Here is a 24,590-nt window from a genome sequence, read left to right on the forward strand (position 1 = left end):
TCCCTTGAGGCATTCCCACGCGGGAGCGTAGGAACGATCAGGGTCGAGCGTCTGCGGCGGATTAAACTCGCCCTGGACGATTACCGCGGCGGCGACGATCACTTGCCGCTGGGAGACTGACATGATGTACGACACGCTGATCCGCAACGCCCTGATCATCGATGGCAGCAACAGCCCCGGTTACCCCGCCGACGTGGCGATTCTCAATGGTCGTATCGAACGCATCGGCGACTTGCGCGACGCCCGCGCCACTGAGGAAATCGACGCGCAGGGCCACGTGCTGGCGCCGGGTTTCATCGACGTGCACACCCACGACGACACGGTGGTGATCCGCCAGCCGCAGATGCTGCCCAAGCTCAGCCAGGGCGTGACCACGGTGATCGTCGGCAACTGCGGGATCAGTGCAACGCCTGTGAGTTTGTGCGGTGATCCACCGGACCCGATGAACCTGCTCGGCACATCCGCTGCGTTTGTTTATCCGAAGTTCAGCGATTACCGCGCTGCTGTCGAAGCGGCGAACACCACGCTGAACGTGGCCGCCCTGGTCGGTCATACCGCGTTGCGCAGCAATCATCTCGATGACCTGTTTCGCACCGCCACATCTGATGAAATCGCCAGCATGCGCGAGCAACTGCGCGAGAGCCTGGAGGCCGGCGCGTTGGGCTTGTCCACCGGTCTGGCCTACGCCAGCGCCTTCTCGGCGTCTACCGACGAAGTCATGCAACTGACCGAAGAGCTCACGGCATTCGGCGCGGTTTACACCACCCATTTGCGCAGCGAATTCGAACCGGTGCTGGAGGCCATGGACGAAGCATTCCAGATCGGCCGCCATGCGAAATCCCCGGTGATCATTTCCCACCTCAAATGTGCCGGTGCCGGTAACTGGGGACGTAGTCCGCAACTGCTCGCATCCCTTGAACACGCGGCGAAAACCCACCCGGTTGGCTGCGACTGCTATCCGTATGCCGCCAGTTCTTCGACCCTGGACCTCAAACAAGTCACTGATGCCCATCGCATTACCATCACCTGGTCGACGCCGCACCCGGAAATGGGCGGTCGCGACCTGATGGACATCGCTGCGCAATGGAACCTGTCGCTGCTCGACGCCGCGCGCCAACTGCAACCGGCGGGTGCGGTGTATTACGGGATGGACGAGGCCGATGTGCGCAGAATCCTCGCGCATCCGCTGTCGATGGTCGGCTCCGACGGCTTGCCGGAAGACCCGTTTCCGCACCCACGCTTGTGGGGCGCATTCCCACGAGTGCTCGGACATTTCAGTCGTGACGTAGGACTGTTCCCGCTGCACACGGCTGTACACAAAATGACCGGGCTGTCGGCGGCGCGATTTGGCTTGAAGGGCAGGGGCGAAATCCGTGAAGGGCATTGGGCGGATCTGGTGTTGTTCGACCCCGCGACTATTCGCGATGTGGCGGACTTTAACGATCCACAACAAGCGGCCGAAGGCATCGAAAGCGTATGGGTCAACGGCGTTCTGAGCTATCGCAACGGTCAGGCGAACGGGCGCAGGGAAGGACGGTTTCTGGCGCGGGAAGGGGATTTGCGCGACGGGTTTTAGAATGATTTGGGCAGTGCGTCACGGTGATGGCACATTGAGATTAAAGAATGCCCTCACCAAGCCGACTTGCTGACATACAGCCCGGCTACACTGTGGGCTATTTCTGTCTGGGAGCAACTTGATGAGCTTCGGCAAAACCACTCCGATCCTGCGCATCTTCGATGAAAGCAAGGCCGTTGAATTCTACGTCGACTTCCTTGGGTTCAAGATCGACTGGCAGCACCGCTTCGAAGCCAACTTCCCGCTGTACCTGCAAGTCTCCCGCGGCGAATGCGTGTTGCACCTGTCCGAACACCACGGTGACGCGACACCGGGCTCGGCCCTACGCATCGAGACCGATGAGCTGGAAGCCTTCCAGCAGCAACTGCTCGCCAAGGAATACCCGTTCGCCCGCCCGCAAATCCAGGCGATGCCGTGGGGTAGCCAGGACATGACCATCAGTGATCCGTTTGGTAATAGGTTGGTGTTTACCAATGCGATTAGTGTTTGAGTTTTTTCGCTGACACTCATCGATCTGTAGGAGCCGGCTTGCTGGCGAAGGCGGCGTATCAGTCAACATTGATCTTGTCTGACACACCGCTTTCGCCAGCAAGCCGGCTCCTACAGGTTTTGCGCAATCCAGTGGAGCGAGGCCGTTCGGCAGCTTGGTGGTTTTTACTGAGGTATGATGTGCTAGCCTGCAATCAATGATTTCATTGATTGCAGGAGGCATCATGGCCAGCATCACAATTCGAAACCTCGACGATCAGATTAAAGAGCAGCTGCGCATTGCGGCCGCTCATAACGGGCATTCAATGGAAGAGGAAGCCCGCCTTATTCTGGGCAGAGCATTAGCTCCCGTCGATCGTGCAGGAGGGCTTGGCAGCAGAATCCGTAACCGTTTCAGTACTTGCGGTGGGGTAGAGCTCGATCTGCCTGTCCGGCAGGAGAAAGCGACCGCGGTGGACTTCTCCGAATGATAGTGCTCGATACCAATGTCCTATCAGAGTTCATGCGGGTCGAGCCTGACATTCAAGTTCTCGCTTGGGTAGATGCACAACCTGCGATGGAACTGGCAATTAGTGCCGTCACCGTGGCGGAGATTCTCCACGGGATCGCCCGCCTCCCGTCCGGCAAACGCAAACAGAAACTTGAAGCACATGCGATGGCGATGTTTGAAGAGGACTTTGCCGGAAGGATATTGCCCTTCGATGTCCATGCTGCGGTCGAGTACGCGACGCTGGTAGCGGCTTGTGAAGCTAAAGGACGGACAGCGGGAATGGCTGACGCGCAGATTGCTGCCGTCTGCCGAATTCACGGAGCACCGATTGCCACTCGCAATGTTCGGGACTTCGAGTTTCCCGGGCTGGAGGTGATTAACCCGTGGGAAGCCTGAGTGCATTCATTGCCAGTTAGATCGCGTTCGCCAGCAAGCCGGCTCCTACAGGTTTTGCGCAATCCTGTGGGAGCGGGCTTGCCCGCGAATGGATTTGTGATTCGCCGCTAGCCGAATGTCAGACGCGGAAGTGGCTCACCATCTGTTGCAACTGATTCCCCAATCGCGCCAGTTCAACACTGGACTTGGCCGTCTCATCGCTGGCCGCAGCGGTCTGTTCCGACACGTCGCGCACGTTGATGATGCTGCGGCTGATTTCCTCGGCCACGGCGCTTTGCTGCTCGGCCGCGGCGGCGATCTGCTGGTTCATCGACTGGATGTTGGACACCGTGCGGGTGATGCTTTCCAGTGATTCGCCGGCCTTGCGGGTCAGGGCCACGCTGCTGTCGGTGAGGACACGGCTGTTGTTCATCACCGCCGACACTTGTTGCGTACCGTTTTGCAGGCCGGCGACCAGGCCTTCGATTTCTTCGGTGGATTTCTGCGTGCGTTGGGCCAGGCCACGCACCTCATCGGCCACCACCGCAAAACCACGGCCGGCTTCACCGGCGCGGGCCGCTTCGATGGCGGCATTGAGGGCCAGCAGGTTGGTCTGTTCGGCCACGGCCTTGATCACGTCCATGACGCTGCCGATCTTGTCGCTTTCCTTTTGCAGCACGCTCATGGCTTCGGTGGATCGCACCACTTCGCTGGCCAGGCGCTCGATCTGGGCAATGGCTTCGTTTACCACTTTGTCACCTTCACGGGCTTCGTCGTCGGCAGCGGCGGCGGCTTGCGAGGCTTGTTCGGCGTTGCGCGCGACTTCCTGAACGGTGGCAGTCATCTCGTGCATGGCTGTGGCGACCTGATCGGTCTCGACCTTCTGGCTGTTGACCCCGGCGCTGGTTTGCTCGGTCACGGCCGACAGTTCTTCGGCGGCGCTGGCGATCTGGGTGACGCCGTCGCGGATGCCGCTGATCAGGTCGCGCAGGGTTACGCCCATGCGGGCGATGCCTTGCTGCAATACACCGAGTTCGTCGCGGCGGGTGACCTTGACGTCATGGGACAGGTCGCCGCTGGCGATGCGATCGACCACGGCCAGGGTATCGCGCAAGGGACCGGTGATCTGCCGGGTGATAAGGACGGCGGCAATGATGCCCACCAGCAACGCCAGCAATGTGCTGACCAGTTGCAGGGTCTGGGCCTTGGCGCTTTCGGCATCACGGCGGTCGAGCTGGATTTGGTACAGCTGCTCGCTCAGGGAAACGATGGCGGCGCCTTCGTCGGTCATTTCCTGGCGCGCCTGCACTACATCGATGTTCGCGGTTTTGTAAGCCTGCAAGGCGCTGCGGTAGTTGCTCAGTGCGCTTTCCAGTTGACGCAGGGCGTCCGGCTGAACGTCGGCGAAATGCGCGTTGAGGGATTTCACGCTGGCGATAGCCGCATCCAGTTGCGCGACGGCTTTTTGCTCGGTCTCGGCGTTGGTGGTGGCGGTGTAGCCCCGCACTTCGTAGCGGGCCAGCAGGAACGCTTCCCTGGCCGCCGTGATGGCCTGGAATTGTTCGAAACGCTGATCGCTCGGCGGCAGTTGTTGTACGCGGGTGTTGATGTCGTTGATCAGCGCGTAGGCGGTTTGCGCGTTGGCGGCCATGAGATCGCGTGCGCTGTTGCCGGCGCGGTAGGCACCACGCATTTTGTTCAGCGACGTTTTGTAGGCGTCGATGACGGCGCCTTGCTCATTGAGCAACTTGAGATTTTCCGGGCTCTTGAATGTCACCAGCAGGGCTTGCTGCTGAGCCGAAAACGCTTCGAGGGTGGTCTGCACTGTCTGTGCGGTGGTTTCGTCGCCGTTGGTCATCATGTATTGCAGGCGCACCACGCGCAGTTTGGTCAGGCCGGCGTTGAGCTGGGTGATGTCGCTCATCCAGTTGCTACGGTCGATCAAACTGCCGAGGCTGGTCCAGCCGGTCAGGGCGAGGACGCAGGTCAGGGCCAGGACCAGGCCAAATCCCAGCCCCAGTTTCAGGTTCACGCTGATATTGCCGAACCAGCTATTCATCAAAATTCCTCCAGTAACGTGGTGCTTCTCGATCGTCGGTTGGCTGGAAGATTGTTGTTTTTAGGTGCCAGCAAGCTGTGTAGAAGGTCTGTATCGGCCGCAATCACGAGAGCTGAAAGGATTTTGTCGGCATGATTATGTAACAGGACGTTTGTGCTGGTTTTAAGCTTTTTTTCACATATGTTTCACTGCCTGCCTACGCCCGTCTCTCTAACCTCCGCGGATTAAATGAAGTGGTGCATGCCGGCGAGGCGGCTTGATGTGGAATTGAGACTGAGTCTTTTCGGTAGAAAACGCTCGATCGATCTTGGCCGTTTGGGCCGGTATCGCAATGCAGCGGTTGTGCTGGTCTCGGCGCTGCTGGTCATCCCGTTGACCGTGTTTTTGCTGCGGCCTGCTGCCGTGCCCGACCTGGCCAATGGCAACGTCGCTGGCGCACAGGCGTTGCGGGCGGGCTGGGCCAAGGGCGACATGATCGTGTTGGTGCGCCATGTCGAGCGCTGCGATCACTCCAGCGCCCCTTGCCTGAGCGGTAACGATGGCATTACTGATCGTTCGCGTAGCGTCGCGGTGGCTGTCGGTGCACAATTTGAGCAGTTGGGCCTGGACAAGGCCGATATCTACAATAGCCCGATGATGCGCACGGTGCAGACCGCGGGCTTCATGTTCAACAAGGTCAGTGTCGGTGACGAGTGGTTGATCAACTGCAAGGGCACCATGCTACGCGATGCCCTGGCACACAAGGTTGCCGGGCGTAACCTGATCCTGGTGACTCACAGTGAATGCATGTCGCAACTGGAGAAAGACATGAAGCTGCCGACCTCGACTTTGGGTTATGGTGCTTCGCTGTTTATTTCCACTGCCAGCCCTGCCGCCCCGCAGATGCTTGGTTATATTGAAGCCTCAGACTGGCGCACGGTGACCACCCAATGACCTCACGTTTTTATGCATCCAACTTCGGCATCCCGCTGGCCTGTGCCGTGCTGGTATTCCTGATGTTTGACATGACCAGCATCGACGTCGCTTTCAGCAACCTGCTGTTTGATCCGCTGACCCATTCTTTCCCGCTGGATCACAACCACTTCTTCGAGAAGCTTACTCACAAGTGGGCGCGGATCATTCCGAACTGGACGGCTGAAATTGCCTTGATCGGTGCAGGGCTGTCGTTCGTATGGCCGCTGGTCAACCCGCAAAAGCGTCCTCGACTCGGCGGTTTTCTCGAACGCAGCAAGGTCGCGCCAGTACTACAGTTTGCCGCGGCTCACCGTCGGGATTTTCTGTTCGTTGTGATCGCATTTGCGCTTTGCACAGGCGTGATCCATTTCCTCAAGTCCCACACCAGTGTTTACTGCCCGATCGAGACCACGATTTACGGCGGAAAAATGGCCCATATCGAGTGGTACAACAACTTTCAGTTGTTCCAGGAAGCAGGTGATGGACGCTGCTGGCCGGGTGGGCATGCGTCGGGCGGCTTTACCATGCTGGCGTTGTACTTCGTGGCACGCCGTTACCGCTGGCGGTTTTCCAGTGCAGTGCTGTACGGCTCGCTGTTGCTGGGTTTCGTATACGGCACAACCCGGGTCCTTCAGGGGTGGCACTACATGTCTCACACCTTCTGGTCCGGAATCTTCGTGTGGCTGACCTGTTTGCTGACAGCCCTGGCGTTTTATGGACGGGCGCGGCTGGATCAACCTGTGTTGAAAAAACATGAACGAGCGCAATTGGTGGCCCAGGCTGAACCTGTGAACTGAAATATTTGTTGCATGGCGAAACCCGCATCCTGAGTCAGGGGTGCGGGTTTTTTGTTGTTTGGGACATAGCTTTCGCGAGCAAGCCCGCTCCCACAGTTGGCCTGAGTCGTACACAAATCAAACGTGGGAGCGGGCTTGCTCGCGAAGAACGATAATGCGGTGGTTCAGGCTTACTCCTGCGGATCGAGGTTATCCAGCGCCCGATTCACCGCCAGTTCCGCCAACATGACGATCTGCGCAATGGCCAGCGCGGTGTTGCGCTGTGGGCCGTTCAGGTAGGTGGCGAAGTCGTTGAGCATCACGTTGGCTGACGCCAATGACTCGCAGGCGTGGGCGAGGAGGTTCTCGGTTTTTATGTCGGGAAGGACGGTGAAAAACGTGGTGGGGCTGTAGGGTCTTTCGGTACAAGGGGATCAGGAATTATCTTATCCATCTAAGTTCTCCACTCGGTTTTAGAACCACCACTCGCCGGTCTCACTCGGCGAAATGGGTGGCAGCTATGTGCGGAGTGAGATCACCGGGAGCAGAGAACCGGTCAGACCGAAGTCTGCCCGCACACAGCCGCCATAAAACATTGCGGACAGCGGATAGCTGGCGGCAATTATGGTGGTACTGGTACTAGATTCATACTCTCGGGATCTCACACCCGGTCACTGAATTTTTCAGCGACCGCCATAGACTATTGAGCCCACTTCCGACCGACAACCTGAAAGACCTGTGGGACCTTTCTTCTCATTCCCACCAAACGTAGGACTTGTCCTGCGACTCACTCCTCGACGAAGTAATACGCCTGGCGCCCCACCTTCATCGTCTTGAGCACTTTCAACGGCGCCAAAGGCTCGGTGTCGCCGGCAATGACTGCGACATGCGCAGGCGATGCACTCAGAAACTCATGAAGCTGCTCCTCGGTATCGAGCCCCTTGAGCAGGCTACGGGTGTAGAACACGATGGCGCCACCCAGCCGCTCATTGGCCTGGAACAGCGCGACTTGCTGCCCGTTGGCCTGCATCGACTGGATCTGTTCGGTCAGCGGCAGGAAAGACAACTTGCGATCGGCATGGGGCAGCAGCCATTGAGCGGCCGCCAGGTAGCTGCCGATGACCACGGCCAGTGTGCCGATGGCCAGGCCGTGGCGATATTTGACGAGGCGATCCAGCCAGGTCGAAGCGCCTTCCCCGGCCCTCAGGCGTTCGAACAGAACACGGGCGTACTCGGCCGCGATCACCGCCGCTGCGGGCGTGATCGACATCAGATACACCGTGCGTTTGCTCGACGCCAGCGTCAGCATCACAAACTGCGCCAGTACCCATAGGGTGAAGAACAGCAAGTAACGGTTAGCCACCAGGCTTTTGCGAAAGTGCCACAGCCCCAGGTACACCAGAATGTTCCAGGGCAAGAACGCTTCCGGCAATTTGGCGAGATAGTAATAGAACGGTTCATAGTGCCCGGCCTCGACGAAGGAGCCGCTGAATCGACCGACGCTGTTGGTCAGCAACACATCGGTCACCGCCTGGATGCCCTCGCGCTGATACAACACCGCAAGCCAGATCATCAGCGGTACCAGCCCCAGCAATGTCAGCAGCCCTGGCCGCAGCCAGTCCGTCAGCTTTACGCGTCGGTCCAGCAAACTCTCGGTCAACAGGTACGCGAAGATCACCACCCCCGGCATGGCCAGGCCCAGTACGCCTTTGCTCAACGTTGCGATCATGATCCCCAAGGCAAACAGCAAACCGTTGCCAACGTCCGCTCGCCGTTGCCCGGCAAAGAACGCCAACAGGGCCGTGCTCACGCCGAGCGCTAGCAACGCATCCTCACCGACACCGCGCACGTTACTCCAGTAGCTGGCCATGGTCGTCAGCAGAATGGCGGCGGTCCATGCGACGCTGACGGGCCGGCCGTAGCGGCGCAGCATCCCGTACAAAAGCATCACGCTGAACAATCCGGCAAACGCCGATGTCAGGCGCACGGCCCAGGGTGTGCCGCCGAATGCACGGATTGCGGCGGCATCGAGCCACAGGCTCAGGGGCGGTTTTTCCAGAAAGGGTTCGCTGAACAGACGGGGCGTCACCCAGTCGTTATCCAGGTGCATTTCCATGGCGATCCCGGCGACCCGGGCTTCGGTGGAACCTTGTAACTGGTGATTCCCCAGGGCGAAGAAAAACAGCATGGCTGCAAGCAGCAAGAGCGAATAGGCGGGGCGTGACATGGGCTACTGGTGACCGAAGAAGGACCGGGAAACCCAGCATACGAGGCGATAACTTAACGGAGCGTGAACGGCGTGTGAAACTTACGAAAGCTGTCGCGACCATTGCCGATCCGGATCCTCCCAAACCCTGCTGACCAGCGCCGTCAGCACATGATCCTGCCAGCGCCCGGCAATGTTCAGATAAGCCTTGGCATACCCTTCGCGCTCGAAACCCAAACGTTCGAGCAAGCGCGTGCTGCGATCGTTGCCCGGGCGCTCCGGGCGCGTTGTCCCATGAATGGAAAGAATGACGAGCAATCTACAGGCAAAAAAAAGCCCGCGGGAGGGCGGGCAAACCGTAGTTTCTTGAATGAGCGAGGGAAATGTACAGCTAGTGGCATTAAGGTGGGGTGAAGAAAAGTTCATGTCCCGGCCGATATGCGGCGCTACCGCCGCTTGTGAACCAGGTTCAGGGCAAATGATCCGCCGCAAAGTCGGCTTCGGAGCGTGCGCGTAAAGTCCCCTTGCGGCAGGCTTGCTGGAAGCGTTCGAAGTCGCGTTCGTTCTGCTCGGTATAACCATGAGCATACTTATGAAGCGCATCGGCCAATGCCTCGCCTTTGCCGATATAGCCGCTGATCACTGCCGCGTGTCCCGAAGACTTGGCGTGCGCACGGGCCAGTGCCCGACCGCAGAGCCGCCCGTAGGCCGCAAAGGTCTCTCCATCGAAGGTTTCGAGCTCGGCCGAGATTTTCATATCGCGCAATTGCCGCACGTAAAAGTGACGCCCGCTGGGACCGGTGGTCCAGCCGAGGAACAAATCACTGGCCGATTGCATGAGCCGCTGGCCATCGACGACGCGCTGGCCTTCATGCCGTGTCCGCGTCTTGTTTTTCACGTAATGGGCCAGTACCGAGGGGCGTGCTTCCTTAAATTGCAGGAATAACGGGAAGTTCTGCCCGTCGGTCAGCAGCGCCACCAGGCAGCGGGTGCCGACGCTGCCGACTCCCACCACTTTGAACGCCATGTCCTGAACCTCAAAGCGTGACAACAGTTCGCGGCGGTCGGCTTGCAGCGTGACGCGATAATCGCGCATGAGCGTGTCGAATAGTGGTCGCCAGTCGAGGCGCAGCCACTCATCGTCGGCATCGAGTAGCGTGGTGCTGTTTTGCAGGTGGAATATTTCCGGCAGGTCATCGCGAATGATCAGGCGACCGTTGGCGTCGCGCTCACATATTTTCGGCAACAGTTCGGCGTGGGTGCGCCGTTCGGCTTTTTCGATGGCGCGCTGCACATGCTCCAGCGTGCTTTTGTTTGCCTGCTGCAGCAGATCGTCATAGCTGATGGATTCGTACCAGGTTTCCAGCGCGCTTTGTTCGGCGCACTCAAGCATGGTCTTCTGATAGGCGCCCACCACTTCATGGCAGACCGCTTCTTCAACCGAACTGCCGTGACGCAGGTCGCGGGCGGCCACCAGAAAACTCGCGACCAGGCGTTTCAAGTCCCACTCCCAAGGCCCCGGATGGGCTTCGTCGAAATCGTTGACGCTGAACAGCAGATTGCGCTCGGGTGTGGCAAAGCCACCAAAGTTCATCAGGTGACAGTCACCGCAAATCGGCGCAACCAGCCCCATATTCGGTGTGCCTGCCAGGTCGTGCGTCTGCAGCAATGCATTGCCACGGTAGAAGCTAAACGGCGACACCAGCATGCGCCCGTAACGCAACTCGACCAACGACTTGACCCGCCCCTGACTCGACGCCTTGATCAACGTAATCGGATCGCGATTGGCTTTGCCCAGTGACGCCTGGGCAGTGCGCGGGCACTTCTTGCGCGCGTCCTTGCCTTGTTTGAAGCGGTCTTTGAGGGTGGTCATGAGGGCTCGTTTCGGCAGGAGGTGAAGGAGGGCTGCCGATTGAGTGTAGAAGGGGGCGAGGTTTTTTTCGAAGTGGTTCGGGGCAATCTCGCCGGACCGCCGCGATGGAAGGCGCAGCCTTCCCTTGCGATGTCTGTCCGATGCGGGGGCCGCTGCGCAGCCCATCGCGGGCATCCTGCGATTCGTCATAGGTTCGCTCGACCGCCACACTGCTGAACGGGTGCGTGATGTTGTGGCAAGTGCCGCGAAAGTCCGAGCGCGTGTGCAGAGGGGAATATACGGTGTCGTGATAGGGCGAAACGGCATCTTTGCGCGGGCCGAACTTGGTCGGTTTGCCGTGCGCGCGAGGGCTCAGGACATAGGCGCCGTTATCCAGGCCCGTGCGGGCGCTAATGTTGTGGCAGGTCTCGCAATCGACCCCGGGCATCGGATGATTTTTCGCACTGTCTTCAACTGAGGAGCGGTTGACCTGCGAATTGATCTGCCCGGTCGTGAGACCGATCGGGGGTATGGCAGCCGGTGCAAAAGTTATCGACCTTGCCCTCGGTGGCCGAACTCGCACGCTTGAGCAAGGCCCGATAGATGGGTTCATCCCAGGCTTGGGACATCATCGACGAGCGCCACTGCTTGTAGATCTCCGTATGGCAAGCGCCACATACCTTGGCATTGTCGAAGTCTTTTACATTCAAGACCAGGTTGCCGGGGGTATTGGCCGATGCGGAAAGAACGGCATCGCGCCATTTACATGCATGAGTTTGGAGCGTGCCGGCTCCAGCCACTTCTCATTTGCCTGATTGTCATTGCCCTGAGGCTCGTCGGCCGCCACCAGCGTTACCGTCAGCAGGCAGACTAGAAAGCACAAAAAACGGAGAACTAAAGGTCTGTGCCTGGGCGAGTATTTGCGTATCTGGTTAACGCGCAAACCTGCACGCACCACGAAAAACGGCATGAACAATGTCGTCAGCGAAATATTCAAGTCGATAATAGTTAGCCAGACATTCTCCGATACATTAAATAAGGCTGCGTAAGAGCTGGTGCATATTATCCATAGAATATTCAAAGCCGATAAGCCGTGCAGCGCTACTTGCCCAAGCGTGTATTTAGGGTGGTTCATGAAAGTTTCCCCAAGGCGATTGCAGAGGGTGACTGCAACACGTCTATTGAGTTGACGGAGGTACTTCATGATGCATATCAACGGTTATATGTAATCACTCAATGGGGTACTTACAACTCCCCCGACGCTCCACCTTTCATGAACGGGACAAGCTCATTCAGCAATTACTCTGCCAATTTGTTGCAAGATATGTCTAGCAGCCTGAAAGCCCCGTAAACACTGGCTGTTGCCTGAGTTTTATGTCCGTAAAGACGCGAATACTGCTGGGTGATGGCACCCATTAGTGGAGGTAGTGGGGGGGAATTTACACCGGAATTGGGGGTTTGTGTGACCGCTCTTTCTGCCCGTCGCTGCTCATCTTTGCCCGGCAGATTTTTAAACTAACGAGTGGCTCGCTCGACACACAAGATTTTAAAAAATTGACTACTAAAATTTTCCACTGCAGCTAGAGTTGGTCTAGGCACCCGCTACATTGTGACAGGAGGGCATTCCAATTGAGCATATAAAATAGCGCTTCGCCTGATTTAACTACGCTTTATGCCAGCCAACTTCGAGTCGACGTGATAACTCGCGCCAACAGAAAGATTTCTGGCCAGGAATTCATTTCGAAAAAGGACAGCCCCCGAACTCGGTAACCCCAAACTGGATCGAGTAATATCATCATGAAGAAACACTTGAGCATCCTTCGAACTATCAGCTTGACCTGCGCGGTCGCAGGCGGACTGGTTGCAGTCAGTCTGCCCTACAAGAGTGCCTTCGCTGCTAAAGGGTCAGCGCCAGCAACCACACCACAGCCAGCAACCGAGTCGGACTCATCACTCAAGCTGCAGTCCCTACGCGGCATGACGCCGCCCGACCCCTCGGGAACCGAGGGCGGACGCAAAGTCGATCTGATGACCGACTACGTGCAAAATCGCGCAGCGGCGATCCAATTGGGCAAGGCCCTTTTCTGGGACATGAACATCGGCAGCGATGGCCAAACCGCTTGCGCGTCTTGCCACTTTCACGCCGGGGTTGATCACCGGATCACCAACCAGCTCAATCCCGGCGGAAATAACACCGATGCGAACGTCGCGTCGCTCTTCAACAAGCCGTTCGCAGCGTCCAACATTCCTGGCGACGTGGCCTCATACACGACCCGGTCCGGTGGCAAGGGCGGCCCGAACTACATGCTCAAGAAAACCGACTTTCCGACCCATGTGCTGGCTGATCCGCTCGATCACAACTCGGCGATCCTCTACTCGAGCGACGATGTGACCGGCTCACAAGGTGTTTTCAACGCCAAATTCATCAAGGCGTCTCCATCGCGTTTCGACGACTGCACGCAGCTGCTGGACGGCAACTTCCATGTGGGTGCCATGAATGTGCGTCGTACTACCGGGCGCAACGCACCTTCGGTGATCAACGCCGCCTTCAACTTTCGCAATTTTTGGGACGGCCGGGCCAACAACGTCTTCAATGGCTTCTCGCCGTTCGGCAATCGCGATCCCGATGCTGGCATTTTCGTCACCAACGATGCCAGCGGGGTAGCGGCCAAGGTGCGGCTAGCACTCGACAATGCTTCTGCCGCCTCGCAGTCCGTGGGCCCTCCCGGCAACGGGACGGAAATGTCCTGCGGCGGACGGACCTTCGCCGACATCGGCCGACGCATGCTCGACAGGCAGATGCTCGCCCAACAGAAGATCGCCCCAACCGATTCGGTACTGAGTGCTTTCTCCGGGGCAAGCCGACCCACCTACCGTGACATGGTCCAGAAGGTCTTCCAGCCACGACTGTGGAACGCAAAGCAGCAGGTTTCGCTGGGCGGCACGCCGTATAGCCAGATGGAGGCTAATTTCCCGCTCTACTTCGGGCTCGCGATCCAGATGTACGAATCCACCCTGGTCTCTGATAAGGCGCCGCTGGATGACTACTTGAACGGTAATCGTCAGGCATTGAATGACCAGCAAGTCAAGGGCATGAACATTTTCACTGGCAAGGGCCAGTGCGTCAAATGCCACGCTGGACCGGAATTGACGACCGCAGCCAGCCTTTCGCGGCGCCTGCCCGGTGCGCTCATCGACCGTATTGAGATGGCTGACAACCTGACGACGCTCCATGACAGCGGCTTCTTCAACGTAGGTGTGCGCCCGACTTCGGAGGACCTGGGGAACGGCGGCACGGACCCATTTGGTAACCAGTTGTCTTTCACCCGCCAATACAACACCGTGCTGCAAGGCGGAAAAGTGCCTGATCCGTTTATTGTCGACGTTTGCACATTCGAAGTGCCATTGAGCCCAGCTATACCTTGTGACTCGACGCTCAAGCCCAAAGTCGGCTTCCGCGATTCTGTCGATGGGTCCTTCAAGATACCAACGCTGCGCAACGTCGCTTTGACCGGGCCCTATTTCCACAATGGCAGCCGGGCGACCCTCCAACAAGTCGTGGAGTTCTACAACCGAGGTGGTGACCAGCGCGGTCGGGATGCGAACAACACCACCGGATTCGACCATCCCAGCGTAAATCAGCACAACACATCAAACCTCGCTCCGAGAATAAAACCCCTGAGCCTTTCCTCCTCTGACATAGACGCACTGGTCAAGTTCTTGGAGGTCGGGTTGACCGATCCGCGAGTCGCATGGGAGCGAGCTCCATTCGATCATCCGGAGCTGGTCGTTTTGCAAGGCGCAGTGGGTGACGAAAACAGCGTGACCCCACAGGCGGCTGATACGTCATCGACCCAACGGGCGGCAGATGCGCAAGTGGTGATTAAACCCGTCGGCGCAGAAGGTCGCACAGTCAGTCAGGGACCTTTGCTGCCGTTCAACAACGACCTGCCCTGATTTGGATACAGGGTCCGAAGACTGCAACTCCCGAAGCTAGTGATGTCAGCCACCAAAAAGCCCGCCAAGTGGATCTTGTGCGGGCTTGGCTGCAGATTGACCCTTCCGGGCGTGCAGGGGCTGACCACTGCCGGGACGTCTCTGGACGCTATAGGTGCTGAAGGTGTTGTATTTACTGGATTTCAGGCACAAAAAAAGACGTCCGTGGACGTCTTTAGATGTGTGTTTGGTGGAGCCGGGGGGATTTGAACCCCCGTCCGCCAGTACTCCGCTGTCGGTACTACATGCGTAGCCGTGTCTATTAAGTTAACCCTCAGCGACCCGACGGGCAGGGTGCTTTGGGCGAGTTGTGTAAGTTTTAGCCGCTTCGTCCACAACGTACTGCACGGCGATTCTGTTCTATATGACAATCATTTTGGGTTTACAGACATCCCCTGATGATTGCTGGACCCGAAGGTACCAGAAGCTCAGGTCTAAGGCTGCTTACGCAGCGATAGCGAATTCCTGGCCGTGGTTATCGTCATTGGCAACTATAAGTAGTTGCAACAGTGGATTTACGAGTTCTGTTACCAACTCGGCATGCACCTAAAGTTTCGCGACCGGCGTCGAATCCTAAACGGCCCCGAACTCATTGCTCGTAAATCACGATGAGCAACAAGCCTGTACAGTCTACGTCAATGTGGCCCGGAAGGCCAACCCAAAGGTTGGCCCTGAGCTGAGAGTTACTTTCCGCCTTTGCTCGCGTTCTTGAGGTCTTGGATGGTTTGGTTGGTCTCGGCGACGCAATCATCAACGCCTTGTTTGGTGCCTTTTGCATGGTCGGCTTGGGCTTTCTCGACAGAGTCCGCTACTTGGTCAGTCATTTCGGGTGGAATCTGTGTCTTTGCGTTTTCGATGGTTAGCAGATTGATCGCGCATTGATCTTTTTCGGCGGCAAACGAGGGGGAGGCCAGCATTGAGGCAGTAACGAACAGACCAAACAGTACAGAACGTTTCATGAGTATCTCCTTGAACTGAGTGGCCAGGCATCGCTGGCCATCAGGACGGGCTGCCGAGTATTGGGAAAGTCCCGCATTGGCGGGACCTGATCGGTGGACTGCGGCGACACGTCAGGGTTCTGTTTTTCTGTGTTGATACCCGCAAGAAACTACTGAACAGGCGCTTGAATGCGTCTTCCTTGAGGCCTTGTCATCAGGTCACCCTGGCCTGGGTAACGCGGTCCACCAGATAGACTAGCCCGTGGTAGTCAATTGCGCCGTGTTGCGTCAGACCGATCTCACAGGTGCGGCTGGTAGAAATCCCCTCGCTGCATTGCTGCACTGCGTCCTTCAGGGTCCTTAAAGAATGCGCGTTCAATTCCGGCGTGGTGAAACCCTTGTCGCCGGCAAATCCGCAGCAGTGAATGCCTTCGGGGATGACCACGTTCTTGCTGCACTTGCGCGCCAGATCGATCAATGCCTGGCTTTCCCCGAGGTGCTGGGTGCTGCAGGTGACATGCACCGCGATCGGCGTGTCCTGCGGCGTGAAGTCCAGTCGATCCATCAGATGCGTGCGGATGAAACGCACCGGGTCGTACAGGTCCAGGCGCGTATCGCCAAGGTCCTGGGCCAAGCGCAAGGTGCAGGGGCTGGTGTCGCAATAGATCGGGTCGAGCCCGCCTCGGCTGGCGTGGAGCAGGGCGCCGATCAGCTCCTGGCGTTTGTGTTCGGCTTGCTCGGCGTAGCCTTTGGACGCGAACGGCTGGCCGCAGCAAAGGTTGTCCAGGTTGTCCGGGAACACCACTTGATAGCCGGCCTTTTCCAGCAGACCGCGGGTTTTGTCGTACAGCGACATTTGTTCCTTGTCGCCGGCCGCGGGCCCCATGGTGCGGGAAACGCATGCGGCCAGATACACCACGCGCGGGCGCTCGTCGGTCACAGTCGGGCTGAAACGGATCGCCCGTTCAGGCTGCGGCATGGCGTTGGTCCACTGCGGGATTTGCCCTTTTGACAAGCGGGTCACAGTAGCCGAAAGCCTTGCCAGTCGCGGTGCACCCAGCAACATCCGCGCACCGTTGGCCACGTGCAGGGTGAAACGAGCGCCTTGCAGCGCCGTGGCGAAATTTCCTTCCAGCCAGTTGGCGGTCTTCGTATGGGTTGCGTGCTGGCCGCGAAGCTTTTTCACTAGCTCTCCGGTATTGATGCCTACCGGGCAACGTTGCGCACACAGACCGGTGGCAGCGCAGGTATCGATGCCCTGATATTCATACGCCGCTTCAAGCTCGCGGGTGTCGACCCCGGCGCGTTTCTTCGCCTGAATGTCCCGCCAGATCACAATGCGCTGGCGCGGGCTCAGGGTCAGGCCTTTCGACGGGCAGACCGGTTCGCAGAAACCGCACTCTATGCACTTGTCCACAATCTCGTCGGCGGCCGGTAAAGGCTTGAGATGCTTGAGGTGAATTTGCGGGTCTTCGCTGAGCACCACATCCGGATTGAGAATGCCGTTGGGATCGAGCAGGTGTTTGAGTTGCCACATCAACTGGTAGGCATCGCTGCCCCACTCCAGCTCAACGAATGGCGCCATGTTGCGCCCGGTGCCGTGTTCAGCCTTGAGCGAACCGCCAAACTCCACCGCGACCAATTGCGCCACGTCGTCCATGAACGCCTGGTAGCGCGCGACTTCTTCCGGGTTGTTGAACCCCTGGGTAAAGACGAAGTGCAGATTGCCTTCCAGTGCGTGTCCGAAAAGGATCGCTTCCTCGTAGTGATGTTTATCGAACAACTCGATCAGGCGGTTAACGCCGATGGCCAGTTGTTCCACCGGGAAGGTCACATCCTCGATGATCACTGTGGTGCCGGTTTTGCGCACCGCGCCGACGGCGGGGAAGGTGTCTTTGCGGATTGCCCAGAGGCGGGCGTTTTCCAGCGGGTCTTCGGTGAAGTCGACCTGCTTCTCCACCGGGAACGACGCCAGTGACGCCATGATTTGCGCCAGCTGTTCCTGCAGCAATGTGGACGACGCAGCGCGGGATTCGATCAGCAAGGCACAGGCATTGTTCGACAGATGCTGTACGAAAGCGGGCATGCCGGGTTTGTTCTGCACCGAGCGCAGGCTGCGGCGATCCAGCAGTTCCACGGCTGACACCGGTTGGCTTTTCAGCACGGTGACGGCATTGCAGCAGGTCTCCACGTTCGCAAAGACGATCAACGCCGAGGCTTTGTTCGGGTGGTCGATCACCGTGTCGTAAGTCACCGCGCTGATGAAACCGAGGGTGCCTTCGGAGCCCACCAGCAAGTGGCTCAAGATATCCACAGGCTCGTCGTAATCCACCAAGGCGTTGAGTGAAAGGCCGGTGGTGTTTTTCAGACGATATTTGTGGCGAATTTTTGCGGCGAGTTCGGCGTTGGCGCGGGTCTCACGGCCCAATGTCGCCAGGCGCTCCAGTAACTGTGCATGGCTTTGGCGAAACGTCGAAACACTGGCGGCATCTTCAGTGTCGAGGCGGCTGCCATCGGCCAGCACCAGGCGAATACCGGCCAACGTGTGATAGGTATTTTGCGCCGTGCCACAGCACATGCCGCTGGCATTGTTGGCGACGATGCCGCCGATTTTGCAGGCGTTGATCGACGCCGGGTCGGGACCGATCTTGCGCCCGAACGGCGCCAGCCAGGCATTGGCCTGTGCGCCGATCACACCCGGTTGCAGGCGGATTTGCGTGCCATGGTCACGGATTTCGCGGCCGTTCCAGTTATCCCCAAGGACGATCAAAACCGAGTCGCTAATCGCCTGGCCGGACAGGCTGGTACCGGCTGCGCGGAAGGTCACCGGAACCTGGTCGCGCTGTGCCAGCTCCAGCAGTGCCACCACTTCATCTTCAGACTCGACGCGGATCACCAATTGCGGAATCAGCCGATAGAAGCTAGCGTCGGTGCCAAAAGCCAAGGTCGACAACGGGTCGTCGAAGCGACGCTCCCGGGGGATCAGTTGCTGCGCATCACGCAGGAAAGCGGCCGGTAGACTCATTGGTCCTCCAGGATCAACACCACCAGGTCTTTCGGACCGTGGGCGCCGTATGCCAGGACCTGCTCGATGTCGGCTGTCTTCGACGGGCCGGACACCAGCAACGCATTGGTCGGCATGCCTTGGGCCCATTCGAACTCCTGCTGCACCTGATAGAAGTTATCGCGGATTTCGCTGGCCTTGAGCAGGGCGAAATGCACCGGTGGCGCCAGGCTCATCAAACGTGGTTCTTCCCGCGTCGGCCAGATAATCAGGCTACCTGTCGCAGCGATTGCGCCGAGGGTCGTGGTCAGGCTCGCCGGCGTGTCGTTGAACAGTTCGGCTTTCCATTCTTCCACTGGACGGTCGTAGGCCTTGAGTGTCGGCAGGTGCGGATTATTCACCCAATGCTGAGTGACACGTTGACCGTGAGGTGTGGTCGGCGCGATCAATAGGCTCGGAAGCTGACGATCCAGCAGCAGTTTTGCCAGCAATGCCGGCCAGTCTTCTCCAGATGTCAGATGGATTTCCGTGTGCACCGCTTCCATCAGTTTGCGCAGCTGCGGGATGCGTTGTTCCGCGGTGTAGGTGTAAGGCGCGGTCACCAAATCGACATCGAAGTTGTCCGCCACGGGTGTGGTGCCGGTCAGACTTTTACGCAATTTGCCGAGGATATTTTGTTTGGCGCTCATCAACGATCTCCCTGTTTGGCCAGATGCTCGCGAGCCATGTCATGTAGTGAACGGGCGGCGGGTTTTGGCGCGCTGTGGTTTTGCGTCCACGGGCCGACATTGTTCGGCGCGAATGCGCGCAGGCGCGTGGCGAAGAAACCGAACAGGCGATACAGCCTCGGCGAACTGTTGAGCCTGGCCCAGGCGTTCCAGATGAACCGTTCCTTGCGCGAGTACTTGCTGCCCTGACCGCGCATCGCTTGATGCGGGCTATCGGGCGCTTTGACGTTCTCTTCGCGCAAACGCCGCAGCAAAGAAGGTATCGGGATTTTGACCGGGCACACTTCACCGCAGGCACCGCACAACGAGGAGGCGCTCGGGTGGTCCGGTACTTTCGCCAGGCCGACCATGTGCGGGGTGATGATTTTTCCGATAGGACCGGGGTAAACCTCACCGTAGGCATGGCCGCCGATGCGGGTGTAGACCGGGCAATGATTCATACAGGCGCCGCAACGGATGCAATTCAGAGTCTGGCGCAATTCGCTGTCGGCAAAAGCCTGGCTGCGACCGTTGTCCAGCAATACCAGGTGCACTTCCTGCGGGCCGTCGAGCTCATGCTCCTTGCGCGGGCCGGAGATCATGTTGACGTAGGTGGTGATCGGAATGCCCAGGGCCGAACGGGTCAGCAGCGACAACAGCGGCACCACGTCGCGCAGGTTTTCCACAACTTTTTCGATGCCGGTGACGGCGATGTGCACCGGTGGCACCGTGGTGGTCATGCGGCCGTTGCCTTCGTTTTCCACCAAAAGCAGGGTGCCGGTTTCGGCCACGGCAAAGTTGACGCCGGAGACGCCGATGTCCGCTTCGAAGAATTTCTGCCGCAGGACCCTGCGACCGATCTGAATGAGTTGGTCAACGTCCTTGGTATATTCCACGCCAAGTTTGTCGTGGAACAAGGACGCGACCTGACCGGCATTCTTGTGGATCGCCGGCATAATAATGTGTGAAGGCTTCTCGTGGTCGAGCTGGACGATGTACTCGCCCATGTCCGATTCCAGGCATTCAATGCCCTGTTCAGCGAGGATATGGTTCATCTCCATCTCTTCGCTGACCATCGATTTGCCCTTGATCACTTGCCGCCCCTCGTGAGCGCGGATGATCGAGAGGACGATGCCATTGGCCTCGTCCACCGTTTCCGCCCAGTGCACTGTCACACCGTTGCGGGTCAGGTTCTGTTCAAGCTGCTCGAGCAGGTCGGGCAACTTGGATAACGCACGGGCGCGGACAGCATTGCCCAGCGCTCGCAGATCTTCTCTTTCATGGGCATCGCTGAAAGCCGTTGCCCGTTTTGTCATCAGTGAATCCATCGCCTTGCGAAAGTTGTTTCGCAATTGCGCGTCACCCAATGCCTTGTGAGCACGGGTTCGGAAATCTTCTTCTACGGCGACCGTAGGAATAATCGCGGAAGCGTTCATTGCGCGCCTCCGGTTCGCTGCCAGAGGAAGCTCGCCAAGTGTTGGCCACGCAACGCTTCTTTCTGTTTCTCCAGCGAGCCGTTGATATTCATCAGGCAACCGCAGTCGGCACTCAGCACCTTGTGCGCACCGGACTCCTTCAACGACCGGGTCTTGTCAGCCACCATCGCCCCGGAAATGTCTGGCATACGGACGCTGAAAGTCCGCCGAAGCCACAGCATTCGCTTTCGTGATTGTGCTCGACCCGCTCCACGTTGCTCAATTGCGACAACAGCTCGCGCCCGTGCAAGTGGGTATTCATTTCACGGCGTGCCGAGCACGACGTGTGCAGCGCCACTTTCACCGGTGTGCCGCTGTCCTTGAGCTGCACCTTGCAGACGAACAACAGGAACTCGGCAAGTTCATAGGTTCTGGCAGCCAATGCCTGAACCTGTTTCAACATTTGCGGCTCGTCCTTAAACAGGTCGGCATAGTGCTCGCGCAACATGCCCGCGCAGGAACCGGATGGCACCACTACCGGATAATCCCCAGCAAATAGCGCCAGTTGCGAGCGTGCGACGGTTCTGGCCTGCTCGGTGTAGCCCGAAGTGTAGGCCGGTTGTCCGCAGCAACTTTGCCCTTGCGGGTACTCGACACGGATACCTTCGCGCTCCAGCAAGCGGATCGCGTCCATTCCGGCTTCCGGGTAGAACAAATCCACTACGCAAGTCCCGAACAGATACACCCGTTGCGGTTTCTCACTGGGATATTGCCGAGGCTCAGGCAGTGGCGGGGCGACACGGGTCGCATTCGGCACAGCGTTGTAAAAAAGCTCGCTCATCAGGCGTGTCTCTCGGCCGGTTATCCGTCCGCTGAGGCTGCTGAATATAAAGAGAGATTCTTTCAGCAGCCTTACAGACCGGGTAGTGAATAGCTGACCGGAATCGTGATCCGGCGTCGGTTTTTTCTGACGTACTCATGTAGCTGCGTGTAGTACTTAGTGCACCAGCATGCCGGTCAACCAGTAGGCCTGAGCCAGGGTGATCAGGCCGACGATGGTTGCAAAGAACAGGCTGTGCTTGAGCGTGAAGCGGAACAGATCCGATTCCTTGCCCACCAGGCCGGTCGCGGCGCAGGCCACGGCGATCGATTGTGGCGAGATCATCTTGCCGGTCACGCCGCCGCTGGTGTTCGCCGCTACCAGCAAGGTGTCGTTGACGCCGATCTGATGTGCAGTGGTCGCTTGTAACGAGCTGAACAGCGCGTTGGACGAGGTATCGGAACCGGTCAGGAACACGCCCAGCCAGCCGAGGAACGGCGAGAAGAACGGGAAGGCTGCGCCGGTGGCGGCCAATACCAGCGCCATGGTCGACGACATGCCTGAGTAGTTGGTGACGAAGGCGAAGGCCAGCACCATGCCGATCGACAGAATCGGCCAGCGCAGTTCGTAGAAGGTCTCTTTAAAAGTGGTCAGACCAGTTTTGATGTTGATCTTCAAGATCAGCATGGAGATCAGCGCCGAGAAGAAAATCGCCGTGCCGGTCGCGGAAATCGGGTCAAGTTTGAACACCGCTGGGATAGCGGTTGGAGCGGCCACGATCGGCGCTACCTTGATCACCATCTGGTCCAGGTGCGGAATGGCGAAGTTGAACACCCAGCTGTACATCGAGCCGCCGGCGGCAAACATCGCCTTGAACGGTTTCAGGGTCCAGATGGTGACCAGCACGGTGAGGATCAGGAATGGCGACCAGGCCTTGAAGATTTCACCCAGGCTGTAAGGCGAAGCTGTGGTCGTGCGCTTTTGGCCAAAACCACCGACGCTTGCGGTTACCACGGAGGCAGAGACGGCACCGGCAATGTGTTGGCCAGAGGCGCGTTTCGGCTGCCAGATTTTCAGGAACAAGGTCAGGGAAATCAGGCTGACCAGGGCTGAAGTAATGTCCGGCAGTTCCGGGCCGATGAAGTTCGAGGTGAAGTACTGGGTCACGGCAAAGCTCAAGCCGGCCACCAGTGCTGCAGGCCAGGTTTCGCGGACGCCGCGCAGGCCATCCATCATGAACACCAGCCAGAACGGCACGAACAGCGACAGCAGGGGCAATTGACGACCGGCCATGGCGCCGATCTTGAACGCGTCGATACCGGTCACTTGCCCGGCAACGATGATCGGAATGCCGAGGGCGCCGAACGCCACCGGAGCGGTGTTCGCAATCAGGCACAGACCCGCGGCGTACAGCGGGTTGAAGCCCAGTCCGACCAATAATGCGGCGGTAATCGCTACCGGCGCGCCGAAACCCGCTGCACCTTCGAGAAAGGCGCCGAAGCAGAAACCGATCAGCAGCACTTGCAGGCGCTGGTCATCGGTAATCGACAGCACCGAACTACGGATCACTTCGAACTGGCCGCTCTTGACCGTGAGTTTGTAGAGGAACACAGCCGCCACGATGATCCAGGCAATCGGCCACAGACCGTAGGCGAAGCCATATCCGGCGGCGGCGAATGCCATGTCAACTGGCATCTGGAACGCAAAGATTGCCACCAGAATCGACAAGGCCAGGGTAATGCTTCCGGCTACGTGACCTTTGAGACGGAACACGGCCAGGGCCAGAAAGAAAAACACGATTGGGATGACGGCTGCTAGCGCGGATAAACCGAGGCTGCCGAGAGGGCTGTAGAGCTGTTGCCAGGTTTGCATATGGGGTGGCCCCTAATTGTTGTTGGTCAGGCACTGATCAGCGTTCTTGGATAATTGGTAATACCAATTTACAATCGCTGTTGGCTAGGGTAAAAGCCTTGTAGGTGGTGTGTCAATTTGCCGCCCTAAAACTTTTGTCGAATGCAGGTCTCTCAAGATCATCTGATCCAAAGGGGGAAATGCTGGCTGGCAGGTGCCGCGGCCGCATGGATAGGCCAGAATAGAGCCCCGGCGAGCCGTCGGGTCGTGGAGATATCGAGTTATGGGGTTTGATCAGATTCGTCAGCGCCGTTTGTCTGACGATATTGTCGAGCAGTTAGAGGGCATGATCCTCGAAGGCACACTAAAGGCGGGTGAGCGCCTGCCGGCCGAGCGCGCATTGGCCGAACAGTTCGGCGTGTCGCGCCCTTCGTTGCGCGAAGCCATTCAGAAACTGGTCGCCAAGGGCTTGCTGGTCAGTCGCCAGGGTGGCGGCAATTATGTGGTGGAATCCCTGGGCACGACCTTCAGCGATCCATTGCTGCAACTGCTTGAAAGCAATCCCGAGGCTCAACGTGATCTATTGGAGTTTCGCCATACGCTGGAAGCGTCCTGTGCTTATTACGCCGCGTTACGCGCAACGGATGTTGATCGCGAGCGGCTGACCGCGGCCTTCAACGAGTTGCAGGACTGCTATTCGCGCCACGATGAAGTCAGTCGGGCCGAAGAGGGCGCGGCAGATGCGAAATTCCATCTGGCGATTGCCGAGGCCAGTCACAACGCGGTGCTGCTGCACACCATTCGCGGTTTGTTCGACCTGCTCAAGCGCAACGTGGTGACCAACATTGGCGGCATGTACAAGCAGCGCACTGAAACCCGCGACATGCTGATCACGCAGCACCGGGAGTTGTATCTGGCGATTATCGAAGGCAGGGCGGAGCAGGCGCGGGAAGTCTCCAGCCGCCACATTCTGTATGTGCAGGAAGTGCTGGAAGAGGTGCGTCAGGAAGTGCAGCGCATGGCTCGGGCGGAGCGGCGCAAGGGGACGTAGTCAGATTAATTTGCGGTGAAACATTCGCGGG

16 protein-coding genes, 1 other RNA gene and 6 pseudogenes are annotated in these 24,590 nt (G+C 58.4%); 9 read left to right on the forward strand and 14 right to left on the reverse strand.

The window, feature by feature from the left end:
- Nucleotides 1-45 precede the first annotated feature (45 nt).
- The 5 genes and pseudogenes from CES87_RS13660 to CES87_RS13685 all read left to right on the forward strand — a co-directional run.
- Nucleotides 46-120, forward strand: a pseudogene (locus CES87_RS13660) (MurR/RpiR family transcriptional regulator); the annotation flags it as partial.
- 1 nt (nt 121) lies between these two features.
- Nucleotides 122-1,576, forward strand: coding sequence for an amidohydrolase family protein (locus CES87_RS13665; RefSeq protein ID WP_128606519.1), 1,455 nt, complete (start codon nt 122-124; stop codon nt 1,574-1,576).
- A 121-nt stretch (nt 1,577-1,697) separates the two neighbouring features.
- The gene (locus CES87_RS13670; RefSeq protein WP_128606520.1) at nt 1,698-2,066 is read left to right on the forward strand and encodes a glyoxalase superfamily protein; all 369 of its coding nucleotides are present in this window, start codon (nt 1,698-1,700) and stop codon (nt 2,064-2,066) included.
- Nucleotides 2,067-2,289: 223 nt separating this feature from the next.
- Nucleotides 2,290-2,535, forward strand: coding sequence for a plasmid stabilization protein (locus CES87_RS13680; RefSeq protein WP_128606522.1), 246 nt, complete (start codon nt 2,290-2,292; stop codon nt 2,533-2,535).
- Entirely contained in the window at nt 2,532-2,951 is a 420-nt protein-coding gene (locus CES87_RS13685) for a type II toxin-antitoxin system VapC family toxin (protein ID WP_128606523.1), read from the forward strand. The genes CES87_RS13680 and CES87_RS13685 overlap by 4 nt, the downstream gene beginning before the upstream one ends.
- 118 nt (nt 2,952-3,069) lie before the next feature.
- Here CES87_RS13685 and CES87_RS34295 read toward each other — a convergent pair whose 3' ends face one another.
- The gene (locus tag CES87_RS34295) at nt 3,070-3,933 is read right to left on the reverse strand and encodes a methyl-accepting chemotaxis protein (RefSeq protein WP_371858213.1); all 864 of its coding nucleotides are present in this window, start codon (nt 3,931-3,933) and stop codon (nt 3,070-3,072) included.
- A gap of 42 nt (nt 3,934-3,975) precedes the next feature.
- Nucleotides 3,976-4,989 (reverse strand): annotated as a pseudogene (locus tag CES87_RS34300) (methyl-accepting chemotaxis protein); the annotation flags it as partial.
- Nucleotides 4,990-5,250: 261 nt separating this feature from the next.
- Here CES87_RS34300 and CES87_RS13695 point away from each other — a divergent pair.
- Together CES87_RS13695 and CES87_RS13700 are read left to right on the forward strand one after the other, a co-directional pair.
- Nucleotides 5,251-5,922: a histidine phosphatase family protein gene (locus CES87_RS13695; protein WP_128606525.1), complete on the forward strand. Its 672-nt coding sequence runs from the start codon at nt 5,251-5,253 to the stop codon at nt 5,920-5,922.
- Nucleotides 5,919-6,740, forward strand: a complete 822-nt coding sequence (locus CES87_RS13700; protein ID WP_128606526.1) for a phosphatase PAP2 family protein — start codon at nt 5,919-5,921, stop codon at nt 6,738-6,740. The genes CES87_RS13695 and CES87_RS13700 overlap by 4 nt, the downstream gene beginning before the upstream one ends.
- A gap of 170 nt (nt 6,741-6,910) precedes the next feature.
- On the opposite strand, the pseudogene CES87_RS13705 reads toward CES87_RS13700, so the two are convergent.
- From CES87_RS13705 to CES87_RS13725, 5 genes and pseudogenes are all read right to left on the reverse strand, one after another.
- Nucleotides 6,911-7,173 (reverse strand): annotated as a pseudogene (locus tag CES87_RS13705) (DUF6124 family protein).
- A 333-nt stretch (nt 7,174-7,506) separates the two neighbouring features.
- Nucleotides 7,507-8,946, reverse strand: a complete 1,440-nt coding sequence (locus tag CES87_RS13710) for a glycosyltransferase family 39 protein (RefSeq protein ID WP_128606527.1) — start codon at nt 8,944-8,946, stop codon at nt 7,507-7,509.
- Nucleotides 8,947-9,027: 81 nt separating this feature from the next.
- A pseudogene (locus CES87_RS13715) lies at nt 9,028-9,198 on the reverse strand (30S ribosomal protein S5 alanine N-acetyltransferase); the annotation flags it as partial.
- A 196-nt stretch (nt 9,199-9,394) separates the two neighbouring features.
- Nucleotides 9,395-10,798, reverse strand: coding sequence for a DUF2252 domain-containing protein (locus CES87_RS13720; RefSeq protein WP_128606528.1), 1,404 nt, complete (start codon nt 10,796-10,798; stop codon nt 9,395-9,397).
- A 169-nt stretch (nt 10,799-10,967) separates the two neighbouring features.
- Nucleotides 10,968-11,912: pseudogene (locus CES87_RS13725) on the reverse strand (multiheme c-type cytochrome); the annotation flags it as partial.
- A 662-nt stretch (nt 11,913-12,574) separates the two neighbouring features.
- On the opposite strand from CES87_RS13725, the gene CES87_RS13730 reads away from it, so the two are divergent.
- Nucleotides 12,575-14,734, forward strand: a complete 2,160-nt coding sequence (locus CES87_RS13730; RefSeq protein WP_128606529.1) for a cytochrome-c peroxidase — start codon at nt 12,575-12,577, stop codon at nt 14,732-14,734.
- Between the two features lie 227 nt (nt 14,735-14,961).
- Here the strand turns inward: CES87_RS13730 and ssrA are convergent.
- The 7 genes and pseudogenes from ssrA to CES87_RS13765 all read right to left on the reverse strand — a co-directional run bounded on the left by ssrA (nt 14,962) and on the right by CES87_RS13765 (nt 23,529).
- Nucleotides 14,962-15,358: a transfer-messenger RNA gene (gene ssrA / locus CES87_RS13735) on the reverse strand.
- Nucleotides 15,359-15,456: 98 nt separating this feature from the next.
- The gene (locus tag CES87_RS13740) at nt 15,457-15,732 is read right to left on the reverse strand and encodes a hypothetical protein (RefSeq protein ID WP_128606530.1); all 276 of its coding nucleotides are present in this window, start codon (nt 15,730-15,732) and stop codon (nt 15,457-15,459) included.
- A 193-nt stretch (nt 15,733-15,925) separates the two neighbouring features.
- The gene (locus CES87_RS13745; RefSeq protein WP_128606531.1) at nt 15,926-18,736 is read right to left on the reverse strand and encodes an FAD-binding and (Fe-S)-binding domain-containing protein; all 2,811 of its coding nucleotides are present in this window, start codon (nt 18,734-18,736) and stop codon (nt 15,926-15,928) included.
- Complete coding sequence (locus CES87_RS13750) at nt 18,733-19,404, reverse strand: lactate utilization protein (RefSeq protein ID WP_128606532.1); 672 nt, start codon at nt 19,402-19,404, stop codon at nt 18,733-18,735. The genes CES87_RS13745 and CES87_RS13750 overlap by 4 nt, the downstream gene beginning before the upstream one ends.
- Nucleotides 19,404-20,858: a LutB/LldF family L-lactate oxidation iron-sulfur protein gene (locus CES87_RS13755; protein ID WP_128606533.1), complete on the reverse strand. Its 1,455-nt coding sequence runs from the start codon at nt 20,856-20,858 to the stop codon at nt 19,404-19,406. The genes CES87_RS13750 and CES87_RS13755 overlap by 1 nt, the downstream gene beginning before the upstream one ends.
- A pseudogene (locus CES87_RS13760) lies at nt 20,855-21,678 on the reverse strand ((Fe-S)-binding protein). Before CES87_RS13760 ends, CES87_RS13755 begins: the two are co-directional and overlap by 4 nt.
- Before the next feature lie 156 nt (nt 21,679-21,834).
- Nucleotides 21,835-23,529, reverse strand: a complete 1,695-nt coding sequence (locus tag CES87_RS13765; RefSeq protein ID WP_128606534.1) for a lactate permease LctP family transporter — start codon at nt 23,527-23,529, stop codon at nt 21,835-21,837.
- Nucleotides 23,530-23,791: 262 nt separating this feature from the next.
- On the opposite strand from CES87_RS13765, the gene CES87_RS13770 reads away from it, so the two are divergent.
- Entirely contained in the window at nt 23,792-24,559 is a 768-nt protein-coding gene (locus CES87_RS13770; protein WP_128606535.1) for a GntR family transcriptional regulator, read from the forward strand.
- Nucleotides 24,560-24,590: the final 31 nt, after the last annotated feature.

Origin of the sequence: Pseudomonas sp. ERMR1:02, assembly GCF_002277815.1 — a bacterium.
GTDB lineage: Bacteria > Pseudomonadota > Gammaproteobacteria > Pseudomonadales > Pseudomonadaceae > Aquipseudomonas.

What these genes read in the sequence shown, in the direction of transcription:
- CES87_RS13665 (WP_128606519.1), top strand. Translation starts at nt 122, where the DNA reads ATGATGTACGACACGCTGATCCGCAACGCCCTGATCATCGATGGCAGC.
- CES87_RS13670 (WP_128606520.1), top strand. Translation starts at nt 1,698, where the DNA reads ATGAGCTTCGGCAAAACCACTCCGATCCTGCGCATCTTCGATGAAAGC.
- CES87_RS13680 (WP_128606522.1), top strand. Translation starts at nt 2,290, where the DNA reads ATGGCCAGCATCACAATTCGAAACCTCGACGATCAGATTAAAGAGCAG.
- CES87_RS13685 (WP_128606523.1), top strand. Translation starts at nt 2,532, where the DNA reads ATGATAGTGCTCGATACCAATGTCCTATCAGAGTTCATGCGGGTCGAG.
- CES87_RS34295 (WP_371858213.1), bottom strand. Translation starts at nt 3,933, where the DNA reads ATGGGCGTAACCCTGCGCGACCTGATCAGCGGCATCCGCGACGGCGTC.
- CES87_RS13700 (WP_128606526.1), top strand. Translation starts at nt 5,919, where the DNA reads ATGACCTCACGTTTTTATGCATCCAACTTCGGCATCCCGCTGGCCTGT.
- CES87_RS13710 (WP_128606527.1), bottom strand. Translation starts at nt 8,946, where the DNA reads ATGTCACGCCCCGCCTATTCGCTCTTGCTGCTTGCAGCCATGCTGTTT.
- CES87_RS13720 (WP_128606528.1), bottom strand. Translation starts at nt 10,798, where the DNA reads ATGACCACCCTCAAAGACCGCTTCAAACAAGGCAAGGACGCGCGCAAG.
- CES87_RS13730 (WP_128606529.1), top strand. Translation starts at nt 12,575, where the DNA reads ATGAAGAAACACTTGAGCATCCTTCGAACTATCAGCTTGACCTGCGCG.
- CES87_RS13740 (WP_128606530.1), bottom strand. Translation starts at nt 15,732, where the DNA reads ATGAAACGTTCTGTACTGTTTGGTCTGTTCGTTACTGCCTCAATGCTG.
- CES87_RS13745 (WP_128606531.1), bottom strand. Translation starts at nt 18,736, where the DNA reads ATGAGTCTACCGGCCGCTTTCCTGCGTGATGCGCAGCAACTGATCCCC.
- CES87_RS13750 (WP_128606532.1), bottom strand. Translation starts at nt 19,404, where the DNA reads ATGAGCGCCAAACAAAATATCCTCGGCAAATTGCGTAAAAGTCTGACC.
- CES87_RS13755 (WP_128606533.1), bottom strand. Translation starts at nt 20,858, where the DNA reads ATGAACGCTTCCGCGATTATTCCTACGGTCGCCGTAGAAGAAGATTTC.
- CES87_RS13765 (WP_128606534.1), bottom strand. Translation starts at nt 23,529, where the DNA reads ATGCAAACCTGGCAACAGCTCTACAGCCCTCTCGGCAGCCTCGGTTTA.
- CES87_RS13770 (WP_128606535.1), top strand. Translation starts at nt 23,792, where the DNA reads ATGGGGTTTGATCAGATTCGTCAGCGCCGTTTGTCTGACGATATTGTC.